Below are 14,270 nucleotides of genomic sequence, written 5' to 3' on the forward strand. Positions count from 1 at the left end.
TCCGACGTCATCGGGGCGCACCGCGACCGTCGCCCACGGTGACGGGCGCGGCCGGGCCGGCGGGTCAGAGCCCGGAACAGGCCGCCCCGTCGACCGTGCACTGGGCGGGACGGGTGGTGCCGCTCGTCTCGTAGTGGAACCGCAGCGACACCGACGCGCCCGCCGACAGGTCCACCCCGCTGGTGTACGTGAAGACGTCGCCGGAGACGCCGGCCCGGCCCTGCTCCGCGCCCTCCACCCAGGACGTGACGAGTCGCCCGTCGGGGAAGACCAGCCGTACCGTCCAGCCCCGGGCGGTCGAGTCGGTGTTGCTCAGCCGCACCTCGCCGATGAAGCCGCCGTCGAAGGTGTCCACCACCTGGTACCGGCCGGTGACCAGGGCGGGCGGCGGGACCGGGGCCGGTGACGGCGGCGGTGGCGGGGTGGGCCGTCCGCTGCCCGCGCCGCCACCGGACGACGCGGACGTCCTCGCCACCGGCCCGCCGGTGCTCGGCAGGACGGTGGAACGCGGCGAGAGCCCCGGCACCACCGGCCCGGTCGCCGTCGGCTCCACCGGGGACGGGGTCGGGGACGGCAGCTCGGGCAGCGGCACGGTCGCCGGTGGGGGGACGGGCTCGGCGTCGCGGTAGGGGCGTCGCCCGCGGGCCGCACCCAGCGCGACGACCAGCAGCACCACCATCACGATGACGCCGATCGACACCACCACCCAGGGCGACGAGGCGATCGCGGTGCTGGTGCCGGGCGATGATCGTGCGCGACGAGTGCCGGACATGCCCCTCCCCTGTCGATCCTGTCCGGTGAGAGTAGCGATCGACGGCATTGCCGGAAAGTGCCCGACCCGCGCCGCCGGCCTGGTCAGGCGAGGGTGCAGGCCGCCCCGTTGACCGTGCACTGACCGGGCCGGTCACCACTGCCGGTACGGCTGAAACTCATCTCGACGACCGTGCTGCCGCCCGACGCGAGCGGCGCGGTACCACGCAGCACGTACCAGCCGTTGCCCTGGGTGGTGACCGACACCCCGGACGACGAGGACGCCCGGATGCTCTTCACGTTGCCGGTGAAGAGCAGCTCCACCCGCCACTCCTGGGCAGCGGACGACCCGTTGCGTACGGTCAGCAGCGCGGTGAAGGAGTCCCGGTCGCTGCCGGTGGCCTGGTAGCGCGCGGTCACCGTGCCGGACCGCGAACCGCCCGGCGCGGGCGTCGCCGAGGTCGACGGCCGGACCGACGCGGACGGCCGGGCCGAGGCGCTCGCGCTGCGCGACGGCGTGGCCGAGGCGCTGTCACCCACGGCCACCAGCGGGGCGGCGGTCGGCGCGGCGGACGTCGTCGGCGGGGCGAGCGGCAGGTAGATCGGTGGTGCGGGCGCGGGCGCCGCCTGCCGCACCGGCGTACGCAGGGACAGCAGCGCGACCACCAGCAGGCTGACCAGCAGGCCGACGCCGAGGAGCACCACCAGCCACGGCACCGAGGCCAGCACCCTCGACACGGATGACGGGGAACCGGGCCGTGCGTCATGCCGGACGCTCATCAGGTCCCCCTCCGCCATCATCGACGCGCCAGCGTAGCCAGCCCGCCCCGACGAGCACAGCCACCCCCACGTGATCCGACCGTCCGGCCGGTACGCCACGGAAAACGGCTGGCCACCGCAGGTCGGTTCGGGTCTACTCACGACCATGCGCACGCTGATCCCACCCACCGGACGGGCACGCGCCAGTCTCCTCGCCGCGAGGGCCGAGCACACCGCCGAGAGCTTCGCCCGCCATGTCGCCGAGCTGTGGCTGCAGGAGACGCCGTGCCCGGTGGGCTGGGTGCCGGACACCACCCACTGGCGGGTCGGGGACGACGAGACCCTGGGCAGGATCGTCCTCCGGCACCGGCTCGCCCCAGTCCTGGACGAGGTCGGCGGCCGTCTCGGGTACGAGGGCCCGGCCGGCACCCGGCGACGGGGCACGCGACGCCGCTGCTTCGGACGGCGCGGCCGGTGGCCCGGGCGCTCGGCATCGAGACCGCCCTGGGCACCTGCGACGTGGCCGACGAGGCGTCGCGGCGGGTGACCGGTCAGGCCGTGCGGATGACGGTGCAGATGGCCGGGCCGTCGTCGGTGCTGCGCAGCAGGTAGCGGTAGCGCTCCCCCGGCACGGCCTGGCCCTGGCTGTCCAGGAACTCCCACCGCACCGCCACCTCGGTGAGCAGCGCGGAGACCGGCTGCACGTCCTCGATCAGGGCGTTCGCCGCGATCAGTTCGCGCTCCTGATAGTCCGGTGCGGCACCGACGAAGGAGAGCGCCACCGCCGCCGGCGAGGTGAACGAGAAGCTGTAGGTGTCGGCCACCACCAGGCCGGGCAGGGCGTAGCAGCCGGCGATGGCGGGCACGTCTCCGGCGGTGAGCGCCACGCCGTACCGGTCGAAGAAGTCGGTGAGCGTGTCGAAATCAGTGGAAGCCTTCACGCCGCAGTCAATTGCCGGGCGGCGGTCACGGCAAACCTGCTCAGCGGGGCGGGATGCGTACCTCGATCTCCTCGCCCAGCCGCGCGCCGTCGCACAGGTCCAGGTCGTCGCCGCTCCAGAACCGCCCGGGGTCGTACCAGTTGGGACGCCGGCCGGCCGGCAGCAGCCCCATCGCCTCGTACGTCACCGCCACCACCTCGGCGCAGTACGCGGTCTCCAGCGCCCGGTCCCGTACCGACACGCCCCCGCCGTCCGACCCGGACGGTCGCGGGCGGCGGACGGCGGGCACCCGTCCGCGGGCCCACCGCCAGGCGAGCTGTGCGGTGGACGGGAACGGGGTGCCGTCGAGCCGGGCCACGGTCCGCAGCACCGCCTCCTCCATGGCGGCGTCGGCCGACGGGTCGAGCTGGCGCAGCCAGGCCCGCTGCCCGTACCGGTTGGCCCAGACGCAGACCGCGTCGCGCAGGTCGTGCAGCTGCACCCCGCGCTGGTGGGTGCCGGTCCACAGGTCCGGCAGGGACCGGCCCAGCTCGGCGTGCCACATCAGCGGTGGCATGTCGTCCAGCACCACCGCCATGCCGACGTGGTTGACCGGGCTGTTGGTGGTGAACTGGATCGCCCGGTCCGGCACGCTGCGTCCCCGGAACACCCACACGTCGCCGGTCCGGGTCAGCTCCACGGCCTCGTCCAGACTGATGCTCATGAGGGACTACCCTAAGCCGATGCGGCAACGTGTGCGGTGGTGGAAGGTGCTCGGGCTGGCCGGCCTGGCCGGCGTGGCGGCGTCCGGTGTGGTCATCGCCCGGGCGGAGCGGCGGCGCCGCGCGTACACCCCGGAGGAGATCCGGGACCGGCTGCGCGAGCGGCACGCGAAGGCCGCGGGCAGTCCCAGCCCGGCCGACGACCGGGCCTGACCCGGCGCCGCGCCGCTCACCCGCCGTCGCGGGTCGCCCGGCGCACCGCCTCCGCCAGCGCCTCCGGGGTACGACCGACCAGCGCGCCGCCGTCGTCGAGCAGCAGGATCGGTCGCTGGATCAGTTCGGGGTGCGCCACCATCGCCGCGATCCAGCGCGGCTCCTCGGTGTCGTCCCGCGCCCAGTCGGCCATGCCGAGGGTGTCCGCCGCCGGCTCGCCGGTACGGCAGATGTCCCACGCGCGGGCGTCGAGCCGACGCAGCACCTCGGTCAGCTCGGCCGGGCCCGGCGGCTCCACCAGGTACGCCCGCAGCCGGTAGGGCACCCGTGCCTCGTCGAGGGTGCTCTGCACCCCGGAGCACTTCGAACAGCTCGGGTTGTGCCAGATCTCCATGCCCGGCATCGTCGCAGACCGTTCCCCGCGCGGCGTCAGCCCTTCCGGACCGTCTGCGCCCGGGTGGCGAGGTCGTCGAGCTGTCGGACGACCGTCTCGACCGGGGCGGAGGCGTCGATCTCGACGGTGGCGGTGGCCCGCAGCAGAGGCTCGACGGTGGCCAGGTGCTCCAGCACGGCGGCCCGTTCCTCGGGCCGCTTGCCGTAGGGGTTGTTCGTTCTTCCGGCGATGCGCGCCAGGAGCACGTGGGCGGGGGCACTGAGCAGCATGACGTGATCGAAGCGCGGATAGAACTCACCCTGGTTGCTCTTGCAGCCGGCCACGAAGAGGCTGCCGTCGCGGTGGGCGGTGAGCAGCCCGTCGATGGCCTCGGCTCGCCAGATCCAGTCCGCGGTGCCGTCCGGCAACGTGACCCATCGGCTCCACTCGTCGGTGTCGGTGTCGACGACGCGGTGTCCTCTCGCGGCGAGAAGCGCAGCGCCGTCGACTTACCGGTCCCCGACATCCCCGTGACCAACACCTTCACCACTCCCCAACCCTAGGCCCGCCCCCCGTCACCCCTTCCCGGCCCAGCTTTGCGTCACTTTCGGTGAGTACCGCTGTCATCGACCAGGCCCTCACGGAAAGTGACCGGTCGTGCTGCCGCTGGCTGGACCGTCATCGCCGATGCGCTCTGCTGAGCTGCCCGAACGCGGTTTCGCGCCATCCCCTCGGCACCGCGCTCCGCTCCCTTTGCTCTGCAGCCACCGACGCAGCAGGTGACGCACGGTGCCTGCTGCGCGGATGGCTGCAGAGCAAAGGGACCGCATCGTGTGTCCGGCCGGCGCAGAGATGGTCACGTTTGGTGATCAGCTGGACCCGGTGCCACGGTCACGGCACGGCTCCCGGCACCCCTCCGCCTGTCCGGGCCCATGCGCCCATGGCGGACATCAGGGCCCCCGGCCGCCAGGCCGCCCCGGCCGTCACGCAATGGCGCACGGGGCTCGCGGCGCTCGCGGGGGCGCAGCCGGGCGATCTGCGTGGGCGTCATCCTGGCGAGCGGCGTAGATATCGACACGCTGGGCGGTCTGCGAGGTTTGACGCCAGTCAGCATGCCGGAGCGGTGTATGGCGTTTCGTCCGGCCCGGGTGGGGCGCTGAGTTGCGGCTGAGGGCTTTGATGGCGGGCGTCCCGTGGTCGGGACCACCCGCCGGACGGAATCCGGGCGGGGTGCGGGTGGTTGTACCGGGCAGACCGTGTGGCATCCGGGCCCGCGCCGAGAACGCCGCCGGCGGGAATGACCGGCCACCGGCCGTCGTTACATCCCCGGACCGCGAACACCCGGTCCCGAGCCGGTGAGGTCGAGGGAATCACTCCCCGCCACCGGTCGTTACATCCCCGGGCCACCGAGCAGGTCGACCACGATCGCCGGACGCCCCGAGACTTTCCCCTTTCGCGGCACGACCGCATCCCCCGTCGCGGGTGCCGCGCAACCCCCGAATGGAAGGCGTGATCTGATCATGGCTACCACTCTGCTGCGCAAGACCGTGCTCACCGCTGCCGGTATCGCCGCCACCGCCGGTGGCATCGCCGGACCCGCCATCGCCGCCCAGGCCGCCCCCGCCGAGAAGGCCACGTCGTCGGTCACCACCGACCGCAAGGGTCACGGCGAGCGGGAGCTGAACGTCCGCTACGAGGCCCAGCCCAACTTCTACTACTGCGGCCCCGCCGCCACCCGTAACGCCCTGAGCGTCCTCGGCAAGAACATCGACGTCGACGCCATGGCCAAGGAGATGGGCACCACCGAGAACGGCACCAACAGCATCAACGACATCACCCCGGTGCTGAACAAGGAGACCGGCAAGCACTACCGGTCCGTCGAGATCCGGGACAGCAAGGCCGACGACAAGCAGACCGACACCCTGCGCGCCGACATCGTGCGTACCGTCGACGACGGCCGTGCCGTGGTCGCCAACATCGCCGGCACCGCCACCGACACCGACGGCAACACCCACAGCTTCGAGGGTGGGCACTACATCAGCGTGGTGGGCTACCGCGACGGCGGGAAGATCGTGACGATCGCCGACTCGGCCAACCCGGACCAGGCCGCCTACCGGATGAGCGTGGACAACCTCGCCGACTGGATCGCCACCCGCGGCTACAGCGCCTCCTGACCGGACAACCGAAAGGGCCGTCCCCATCACGGGGACGGCCCTTTCGTCAACTGTCGGGCCGGGCAGCTGGAAGGTCAGCGGTCGGTGCCGGCCTGCACCGGTTCGGCCTCGTCGGCCGGCTCCGGCGCTTCGAAATGGCGGGCCCGGCGGCGCAGCCACCAGGTGCTGGCCAGCCCGGCGACCACGGCCAGCGCCAGCCCGGCCCAGGAGATGTCCTTGAGCCAGTGCTCGGCCGCCCGACCGACGCTGAACAGCAGGTAGGTGGTGCCGAACGCCCAGACCAGGCCGCCGGCCGCGTTCGCCAGCAGAAACCGGCGGTACGGCACGTGCAGCGCACCGGCGAGCGGCCCGGCGAGGATCCGCAGCAGCGCCACGAACCGGCCGAAGAAGACAGCCCACACGCCGTGCCGGGCGAAGCTCTGTTCGGCGCGGGCGAGTTGGGCGGGGCCGAGATGTCGGGGGAAGCGCCGGCCCAGCCGGGCCAGCAGTGGGCGACCGCCCCGGCGGCCGATCGCGTACCCGATGGAGTCGCCGACGATGGCGCCGGCCGCGGCGGCGGTGGCGACCCAGTGCGGTTCGACCACGCCGGTGGCGGCGAGCAGGGCGGAGCTGACCAGGACGATCTCGCCGGGCAGTGGCACGCCCATGCTCTCCACGCCGATCACCGCGGCGACGATCAGATAGACGACGCCCGGCGGCAGCGCGGAGAGCCAGTGCTGTACGTCGACCACCGCCACCCCTTTCCGGTCCGACCTCGAACCCTACCCTCGGCGCGACGTCGGGGCCGCCCGCTCGTGGCGAACGGGTGTCGCGCAGCAGCGGCACGCCCACGTCCGCCTATAGCGAGGGCTTATGACACCCCACCAAGTATTGATTTCTCTCGTTGTCCCGGCTGTCCGATCCTGGGACCACTCCCGTCCTCCACCCGCCACAGTCGGGTACGGCGTGAAAGGTCCCCCATGATCAGTTCTTCGCTCCGATGGTCACCACGCGGCCGCCTGCTCACGGTCCTGGCCGCCGTGGTCACCGCCCTCGCCACGGTCGCCTCCACGGTCCTGCCGGCCACGCCCGCCCGGGCCGATTTCGGCATCTCCTGCGGCTTCCTGACCACCACCGACGGCTGGCGCAACTGCGAGACGTGGCTGAACGGCGACCGGGAGATCAACGACATCGAGCCCTACTTCGCCTGGGTCCACCTCGGTGACAAGGTCTCCTACAAGAAGCAGGCGACCACCAACAACGTCGGTCGGATCTTCGTCAGCGGCAACTCCTCCTCGTGCAGCGGATACGGGATCACCGACGACACGCCTGTCAAGGTGACCCAGATCGACACCTTCACCTTCAGCACCATCGGGTTCGGCTTCACCGTCAACCCGTCGACCTCGTCGGGGACGATCAACGTCACGGCGGGTGGCACCAGCGTCAGCTTCACCAACGTCCATGACCGGGGCAGCTGCGTCCAGCACAACTACGGCATCGAGTTCCTCCCCACCGGCCTCGGGGTGGTCTGGTCCATGGCGCACAGCACGACGACCACCTTCGACTGGGGCGGTGGCCGCAGCTGGACGGTCGGCACGTACGACACCACGAGGTTCCCGGGCGTCTGAGCCGCCGCGGGCCACCCCGACCTCCACCGTCGGGGGCCGGGTGACCGTTCCCGTCGTCGCTGACGCGGCGGCGGGAACGATCGCGGGGTCGGCGTCGCCGGGAACAGCCGTCTGGTGCCGCCGGGCGAGCAGCGTCCGGGCGTACTCCGGGTTGTTGGCCAGGGCCGCGTCGAGGTAGCGCCGCCGCATCAGGTCGGCCAGCACGACGACCAGCTCGTGGGCCACCTCGCCGGTGGACCAGATCAGCCGGAGGGTCCGTTCCACCGGGTCGACCAGGGGACGCTGGACGTAGTGCGGACTGCCGAGGTTGATCGGCGATCCCAGGGTGACGCAGCCATGATCGGCGATCATGTATTCGATGGCGGTGCCGTCGGTGGCGGCGTGGCGTACGCGGGGCTCGAACCCGGCGCTGCGGCACGCTTCGACGACGAACCGGCGCAGCCGTTGCCCGGTCGGGCGGAGCACCCACGGGTCGCCGGCCAGCTCGGCCAGGGCGACCGCGGGCGCCTCGGCCAGCCGGTGCGAGCGGGGCAGCACCACCCAGATCGGCTCCCGGTCCAGCACGACCGAGCCCAGTCCGTCCAGCGGCAGCGGGGCCGCCTCGAAGTCGTAGACCTGGGCGGCGTGCCGCTGGCCGGCCCGGATCTGCGCGACGCTGCGTTCGGACAGCTCCACCGCCACGTCGAAGTCCGTCGTCGGGAGGAGTCGCCGCAGCGGGCCGAGGATCCGGGTCAGCGCCGGCGCCTCCGCGCCGAAGCGGAACGTCGTCGGGCCGCCGCCGGCCATCACCCGGTCCACCTCCGTCAGGTCGAACACCACCCGCTCGGCGAGGGGCAGCAGTCGACGGCCCGCCTCGGTGAGGCGGACCATCCGGGTGGTGCGTTCGAACAGCGTCAGCCCGAAATGCCGTTCGAGCCGCTTGACGTGGGCCGTCACCGCCGGTTGCGTGAGCCCGAGGAAGAGGGCAGCCCGGCTGAAGCTCTTCGATCGGGCCACCGCCAGGAACACTCGCAGCTGTCGGATCTCCAGTTCCAACCGGTCGCCTCCGTCCGACCGCGGGCCCCTCCGCGAGCCGACGGGTCATCGCCTCCGCCGACGCCTACATAGTGCACCACGAATGTGTCTCACCCGTGGGGCCCGAACTTGCGTCGATAGCAAGACGGACGTACGGTTTTGTTGAACGAGAATCGGCGGTAAGTGTCACCTAACCGGGGCGTCGTCCCGGCCGGTGCGACAGACTGCTCAGGACTACTCACGGTCGCTGGTGTGAAGGAGTACGACGTGGCGAGCCTCGACACCTTCGGTGCGAAGACCCAGCTACGCGTCGGAGACGCGAGCTACGAGATTTTCAAGATTGACAAGGTGGAGGGCCACGACCGACTGCCCTACAGCTTGAAGATCCTGCTGGAGAACCTGCTGCGGACCGAGGACGGCGCGAACATCACCGCCGACCACATCCGTGAGCTCGGTGCCTGGAACGCCGACGCCGACCCGAGCGTGGAGATCCAGTTCACCCCGGCGCGGGTGCTCATGCAGGACTTCACCGGCGTGCCCTGCGTCGTGGACCTGGCCACCATGCGGGAGGCCGTCCGCGACCTCGGCGGCGACGCCACCAAGGTCAACCCGCTCGCCCCGGCCGAGCTGGTCATCGACCACTCCGTCATCGCCGACCTGTTCGGCCGCGCGGACGCCTTCGAGCGCAACGTCGAGCTGGAGTACGAGCGCAACAAGGAGCGGTACCAGTTCCTGCGCTGGGGCCAGACCGCGTTCAACGAGTTCAAGGTCGTCCCGCCGGGCACCGGCATCGTGCACCAGGTCAACATCGAGTACCTGGCCCGTACGATCATGGAGCGCAACGGCCAGGCGTACCCGGACACCGTGGTCGGCACCGACTCGCACACCACGATGGTCAACGGCCTGGGCGTGCTCGGCTGGGGCGTCGGCGGCATCGAGGCCGAGGCGGCCATGCTCGGCCAGCCGGTCAGCATGCTGATCCCCCGGGTCGTCGGCTTCAAGCTGCACGGCGAGATGCCGGCCGGCACCACCGCCACCGACCTGGTGCTGACCATCACCGAGATGCTGCGCAAGCACGGCGTGGTCGGCAAGTTCGTCGAGTTCTACGGCCCCGGCGTGAGCGCCGTGCCGCTGGCCAACCGGGCCACCATCGGCAACATGTCCCCGGAGTACGGCTCCACCGTGGCGATCTTCCCGATCGACGCCGAGACCGTCCGCTACCTGGAGCTGACCGGCCGCGACCCGCAGCAGGTCGCGCTCGTCGAGGCGTACGCCAAGGAGCAGGGCCTCTGGCACGACGCCGACCACGAGCCGGACTACTCGGAGCGGCTGGAGTTGGACCTGGGCACCATCGAGCCGTCCCTGGCCGGCCCGAAGCGCCCGCAGGACCGGGTGCCGCTGGGCAGCGCCAAGACGCTGTTCCGCTCGGCGCTGACCGACTACGTGGCCGCCGACGAGACCGGCGGTGACCCGGGGCGCAAGCCGGGCGTGCCGCAGCAGCAGAAGCCGTTCGGCACGGACGGCCCGGCCGACGAGGCCAGCGCCGAGTCCTTCCCGGCCAGCGACGCCCCGGCCAACGGGGTCAACGACCCGGCCGACGCGCCGCGCGACCTGGAGACCGCCGCGGTGGGCGCGGGCGGTCGGGCCACCAATCCGGTACGCGTGACCGGCGCCGACGGCGTCGAGTACGAGCTGGACCACGGCGCCGTGGTGATCGCCGCGATCACCTCCTGCACCAACACCTCCAACCCGCAGGTGATGCTCGGCGCGGCGCTGCTCGCCCGCAACGCCGTCGACAAGGGCCTGAGCCGCAAGCCCTGGGTCAAGACCACGCTGGCCCCGGGTTCCAAGGTCGTCATGGACTACTACGACCGCGCCGGCCTCACGCCCTACCTGGAGAAGCTCGGCTTCAACCTGGTCGGGTACGGCTGCACCACCTGCATCGGCAACTCCGGCCCGCTGCCGGAGGAGGTCTCCGCCGCGGTCAACGAGGGCGACCTGGCGGTCGTCTCCGTGCTGTCGGGCAACCGGAACTTCGAGGGCCGGATCAACCCGGACGTCAAGATGAACTACCTGGCGTCCCCGCCGCTGGTGGTGGCGTACGCGCTGGCCGGCACGATGGACATCGACCTGGCCAACGAGCCGCTCGGCGAGGACACCGAGGGCAACCCGGTCTTCCTGCGCGACATCTGGCCGAACAGCGCCGAGATCCAGGACGTCATCGGCAAGGCGATCGGCGCGACCGGCTTCAGCGCCGCGTACGCCGACGTCTTCGCCGGTGACGAGCGCTGGCAGTCGCTGCCGACCCCGACCGGCGACACCTTCGCCTGGGAGGGTGAGAGCACCTACGTCCGCAAGCCCCCGTACTTCGAGGGCATGCAGCAGGAGCCGCAGCCGGTCGTGGACATCACCGGCGCGCGGGTGCTGGCCAAGCTGGGCGACTCGGTGACCACGGACCACATCTCCCCGGCCGGCTCGATCAAGGCCGACTCCCCCGCCGGCAAGTACCTCGCCGAGCACGGGGTGCCGCGCCACGAGTTCAACTCGTACGGCTCCCGTCGGGGCAACCACGAGGTGATGATCCGGGGCACCTTCGCCAACATCCGGCTGCGCAACCAGCTGGTGCCGGGCGTGGAGGGTGGCTTCACGGTCAACCACCTGACCGGCGAGCAGTCCTCGATCTACGACGCCTCCACCGCCTACCAGGAGGCGGGCATCCCGCTGGTCATCCTGGCCGGCAAGGAGTACGGCTCCGGCTCGTCGCGGGACTGGGCGGCCAAGGGCACCATGCTGCTGGGGGTCCGGGCGGTCATCGCCGAGTCGTACGAGCGGATCCACCGCTCGAACCTGATCGGCATGGGCGTGCTGCCGCTGCAGTTCCCGGTGGACACCACCGCCGAGTCGCTCGGCCTGACCGGCACGGAGACCTTCTCCATCACCGGCGTGACCGCGCTCAACGACGGCGACACCCCGCGCACGGTGCAGGTCACCACCGACACCGGCGTCCAGTTCGACGCGGTGGTCCGGATCGACACCCCGGGTGAGGCGGACTACTACCGGCACGGCGGCATCCTGCAGTACGTGCTGCGCCGCATGATCGCCAGCTGACGTACCCGAAGAAGGGCCCCTTCCCGCGACGGCGGGGAGGGGCCCTTCGGCGTTTCCGGCGGCGGGCGCCGTCGGCCCGGGTCAGCGCGCCCCGTCGGGCCCGGCGGAGCGGGACCGGACCAGCGCCTCGATGCCGTCCAGGATCCGTTCCAGCCCGAAGACGAAGTCCGCGTCGGGGTCGTCCGGCTCGCCCTCCATGTCCCCGCCGGCCATCAGCTCGCTGACCTCGGGGAACCGGGCCGGGTCGACGACCTTGGCGAGCCGCCGCCCGTACGTCGTCATGGCCTCCTCGGCGGTCGAGCCGGCGGCCTGCGCGACGGCCTGGATGTCGAGGGTGACGGTCGCCCAGTACCGCACGTAGCCGCTGACCAGCAGCACGGTGGCGACCTTCTCCTGCCCGCCGAGTCCGGTCGGGCGGAGCACCACCAGCGCCTGCTCCATCCAGGCGATCTGGTTGGGCAGGATCGGTGGCGAGCCGACCGACACGTGCCGCAGCCAGGGGTGCCGCCGGAAGCCGGCCAGCTCGCCCCGGGCCCACCGGCGCAGCCCCTCGCGCCAGGTGACCTCGGGGCCGGGCGTCGGGCCGGGCGGCCCGAAGGCCACGTCGGTCATCAGGTCCAGCAGTTCGGTCTTCGCGGCGACGTACCGGTAGAGCGACATCGGGGCGGTGCCCAGCTCCTTGGCGACCCGGCCCATCGAGACCGCGGCGAGGCCGTCCGCCTCGGCGACGGCGATCGCGGCGCGGACGATCCGGTCCAGGCTGAGCCCGCGCTTCGGTCCTCTGGTGGGCCGTTCCCGCAGCCCCCAGGCGGCTTCGAGGCTCGCCGGCAGTCCGCTGTCGCTGTCGTCTTTCATCGCTCCGCTTCCCGTCGCTTGACTGCCCATCCTATTACTGCGTATAACGTACGCAGAACCGCGTACGGCATACGCAGTTAACGGGTCGCGGTGGCGCGGCTCCCGACAAGAGGAGGTGGCCGCATGACCGCGGTGAGCACGGCGGGGCCCCGGGCGGGCCGGCGGGAATGGCTCGGCTTCGGGGTGCTGATGCTGCCCCTGCTGCTGGTCTCGATGGACGTGTCGGTGCTCTACTTCGCCGTCCCGTTCATCAGCCGGGAACTGGCCCCGACCAGCACCCAGCAACTCTGGATCTTCGACATGTACGGCTTCGTCCTCGCCGGCCTGCTCATCACGATGGGCTCACTCGGGGACCGGATCGGTCGGCGTCGGCTGCTCCTGCTCGGCGCCGCCGCGTTCGGCGCCGCCTCGCTGCTGGCCGCGTACGCCGGCAGTGCCGAGGTGCTGATCCTCGCCCGGGCGCTGCTCGGCATCGGCGGCGCCACCCTGATGCCGTCGACGCTCGGCCTGATCCGCAACATGTTCCGCGACGACAAGCAGCGGGGTACGGCGATCGCGATCTGGACCGCCGCGATGACCGGCGGTATCGCGGTCGGACCGGTGCTCAGCGGCTTCCTGCTCGAACACTTCTGGTGGGGCGCGATCTTCCTGATCAACATCCCGGCGATGGCCCTGCTGCTGATCCTCGGCCCGATCCTGCTGCCCGAGTTCCGCACCCCGCGGGCCGGCGGCTTCGACCTGGTCAGTTCCCTGCTGTCGCTGGCCACCGTGCTGCCGGTGATCTACGGGATCAAGGAGTTGGCCCGGGACGGCTTCGCGCCGCTGCCGGCGGCGGGCATCCTCGGCGGACTGGTCGTCGGCGCCGTCTTCGTCCACCGGCAGCGCACCCGGCCCGACCCGATGATCGACGTGGCGCTGTTCCGCCGTCGGGCGTTCGGCGCCTCCCTGCTGGTCAACATGCTCGGCATGTTCGCGATGGTCGGCTTCGCGATCTTCACCACCCAGTACCTCCAGCTCGTCCTCGACATGAGCCCGCTGCGGGCGGCGCTGTGGAGCCTGCTGCCGACCGTCGGGGTGGGGGCCGCCGCGCCGCTCGCGGCGGTCGCCGCCCAGAAGGTCAACCGGGCGTACGTCATGGCCGTCGGCTTCGTCGTCGCCGCCGGCGGCTTCGCGGTGCTGACCACGGTCCGGGCCTGGTCGAGCCTGTGGCCCGTCATGATCGGTGCGAGCCTCTACGCCGCCGGCATCGTGGTGGTGATGTCCCTGGTCACCGACGTGGTCCTCGGCGAGGCGCCGCCCGAGCGGGCCAGCTCGGTCTCCGGCCTGCTGGAGTCGGCGACGGAGTTCGCGGGCGCCCTAGGCATGGCCCTGCTGGGCAGCGTCGGCAGCGCGGTCTACCGGAACCGGATCGGCCCGGCGCTGCCCGACAGCCTGCCCACCGGGGCCGCCGGCGAGGCCCGGGAGACGCTGGCCGGCGCCCTCGACCTGGCGGCCGGACTGCCCGGCGGGACCGGCGGGCTGGTCCTGGCGGCGGCGCGGGCAGCGTTCCTGGACGGCATGCACGCCGCGGCCGTCGCCGCCGGCGCGGTGATGCTGCTGGCCGCGGCGCTCTGCGTCCTCCTGCTCCGCCACGCCCACGCGGCCGACGCCGCCGCCGCGCGACCGGACGGGCCGCCCGACCCGGGCAGCGCGCACCCGAGCAGCGACCACCCGGCCGCGGTCCGGCCAACCGCCTAGGACAACCGTCGCACAGCCGGCGCAGGGTCCCGTCCCGC

The 14,270-nt window shown here is 72.2% G+C and carries 14 protein-coding genes and 1 pseudogene; 6 read left to right on the forward strand and 9 right to left on the reverse strand.

Going from position 1 to position 14,270, the window contains the following annotated elements:
- Positions 1–64 precede the first annotated feature (64 nt).
- Together MRQ36_RS02960 and MRQ36_RS02965 are read right to left on the reverse strand one after the other, a co-directional pair.
- Positions 65–772 carry a cellulose binding domain-containing protein gene (locus MRQ36_RS02960; protein WP_242792522.1) on the reverse strand — a complete coding sequence of 236 codons (708 nt, stop codon included), beginning with the start codon at positions 770–772 and terminating at the stop codon, positions 65–67.
- An 83-nt stretch (positions 773–855) separates the two neighbouring features.
- A complete protein-coding gene (locus MRQ36_RS02965; RefSeq protein ID WP_242792524.1) occupies positions 856–1,488 on the reverse strand; it encodes a cellulose binding domain-containing protein in 633 nt (210 codons plus the stop codon).
- A 187-nt stretch (positions 1,489–1,675) separates the two neighbouring features.
- On the opposite strand from MRQ36_RS02965, the gene MRQ36_RS02970 reads away from it, so the two are divergent.
- Entirely contained in the window at positions 1,676–2,056 is a 381-nt protein-coding gene (locus MRQ36_RS02970) for a hypothetical protein (protein ID WP_242792526.1), read from the forward strand.
- Positions 2,057–2,060: 4 nt separating this feature from the next.
- Here the strand turns inward: MRQ36_RS02970 and MRQ36_RS02975 are convergent, their stop codons facing one another.
- Both MRQ36_RS02975 and MRQ36_RS02980 read right to left on the reverse strand, forming a co-directional pair.
- Positions 2,061–2,450 (reverse strand): hypothetical protein, encoded by a 390-nt coding sequence (locus MRQ36_RS02975; protein WP_242792528.1) that lies wholly within the window; start codon positions 2,448–2,450, stop codon positions 2,061–2,063.
- A gap of 40 nt (positions 2,451–2,490) precedes the next feature.
- Positions 2,491–3,153, reverse strand: coding sequence for a hypothetical protein (locus MRQ36_RS02980; RefSeq protein WP_242792530.1), 663 nt, complete (start codon positions 3,151–3,153; stop codon positions 2,491–2,493).
- A gap of 19 nt (positions 3,154–3,172) precedes the next feature.
- On the opposite strand from MRQ36_RS02980, the gene MRQ36_RS02985 reads away from it, so the two are divergent.
- Complete coding sequence (locus MRQ36_RS02985; RefSeq protein ID WP_242792532.1) at positions 3,173–3,364, forward strand: hypothetical protein; 192 nt, start codon at positions 3,173–3,175, stop codon at positions 3,362–3,364.
- A 16-nt stretch (positions 3,365–3,380) separates the two neighbouring features.
- On the opposite strand, the gene MRQ36_RS02990 is transcribed toward MRQ36_RS02985, so the two are convergent.
- On the reverse strand, positions 3,381–3,758 hold the full coding sequence (locus tag MRQ36_RS02990) for an ArsC/Spx/MgsR family protein (RefSeq protein ID WP_242792534.1): 378 nt from the start codon (positions 3,756–3,758) through the stop codon (positions 3,381–3,383).
- Positions 3,759–3,793: 35 nt separating this feature from the next.
- Positions 3,794–4,165: an ATP-binding protein gene (locus MRQ36_RS02995; protein ID WP_242792536.1), complete on the reverse strand. Its 372-nt coding sequence runs from the start codon at positions 4,163–4,165 to the stop codon at positions 3,794–3,796.
- A gap of 1,092 nt (positions 4,166–5,257) precedes the next feature.
- Here MRQ36_RS02995 and MRQ36_RS03000 point away from each other — a divergent pair.
- A complete protein-coding gene (locus tag MRQ36_RS03000; protein ID WP_242792538.1) occupies positions 5,258–5,911 on the forward strand; it encodes a C39 family peptidase in 654 nt (217 codons plus the stop codon).
- A gap of 74 nt (positions 5,912–5,985) precedes the next feature.
- On the opposite strand, the gene MRQ36_RS03005 is transcribed toward MRQ36_RS03000, so the two are convergent.
- Positions 5,986–6,642 (reverse strand): DedA family protein, encoded by a 657-nt coding sequence (locus MRQ36_RS03005; RefSeq protein ID WP_242792541.1) that lies wholly within the window; start codon positions 6,640–6,642, stop codon positions 5,986–5,988.
- A 228-nt stretch (positions 6,643–6,870) separates the two neighbouring features.
- Between MRQ36_RS03005 and MRQ36_RS03010 the strand changes: the two genes are divergently transcribed.
- Positions 6,871–7,518, forward strand: coding sequence for a hypothetical protein (locus tag MRQ36_RS03010; RefSeq protein ID WP_242792543.1), 648 nt, complete (start codon positions 6,871–6,873; stop codon positions 7,516–7,518).
- A 237-nt stretch (positions 7,519–7,755) separates the two neighbouring features.
- On the opposite strand, the pseudogene MRQ36_RS34315 reads toward MRQ36_RS03010, so the two are convergent.
- Positions 7,756–8,526: pseudogene (locus tag MRQ36_RS34315) on the reverse strand (LysR substrate-binding domain-containing protein); the annotation flags it as partial.
- A 258-nt stretch (positions 8,527–8,784) separates the two neighbouring features.
- Between MRQ36_RS34315 and MRQ36_RS03020 the strand changes: the two are divergent.
- Complete coding sequence (locus MRQ36_RS03020) at positions 8,785–11,640, forward strand: aconitate hydratase (RefSeq protein ID WP_242792547.1); 2,856 nt, start codon at positions 8,785–8,787, stop codon at positions 11,638–11,640.
- Positions 11,641–11,721: 81 nt separating this feature from the next.
- Here MRQ36_RS03020 and MRQ36_RS03025 read toward each other — a convergent pair whose 3' ends face one another.
- Entirely contained in the window at positions 11,722–12,495 is a 774-nt protein-coding gene (locus tag MRQ36_RS03025; RefSeq protein WP_242792549.1) for a TetR/AcrR family transcriptional regulator, read from the reverse strand.
- 123 nt (positions 12,496–12,618) lie between these two features.
- Here MRQ36_RS03025 and MRQ36_RS03030 point away from each other — a divergent pair, with 123 nt between their 5' ends.
- Complete coding sequence (locus MRQ36_RS03030; RefSeq protein ID WP_242792551.1) at positions 12,619–14,232, forward strand: MFS transporter; 1,614 nt, start codon at positions 12,619–12,621, stop codon at positions 14,230–14,232.
- The last annotated feature ends 38 nt before the right edge of the window (positions 14,233–14,270 follow it).

The organism is Micromonospora sp. R77, from assembly GCF_022747945.1.
Classification (GTDB): domain Bacteria; phylum Actinomycetota; class Actinomycetes; order Mycobacteriales; family Micromonosporaceae; genus Micromonospora.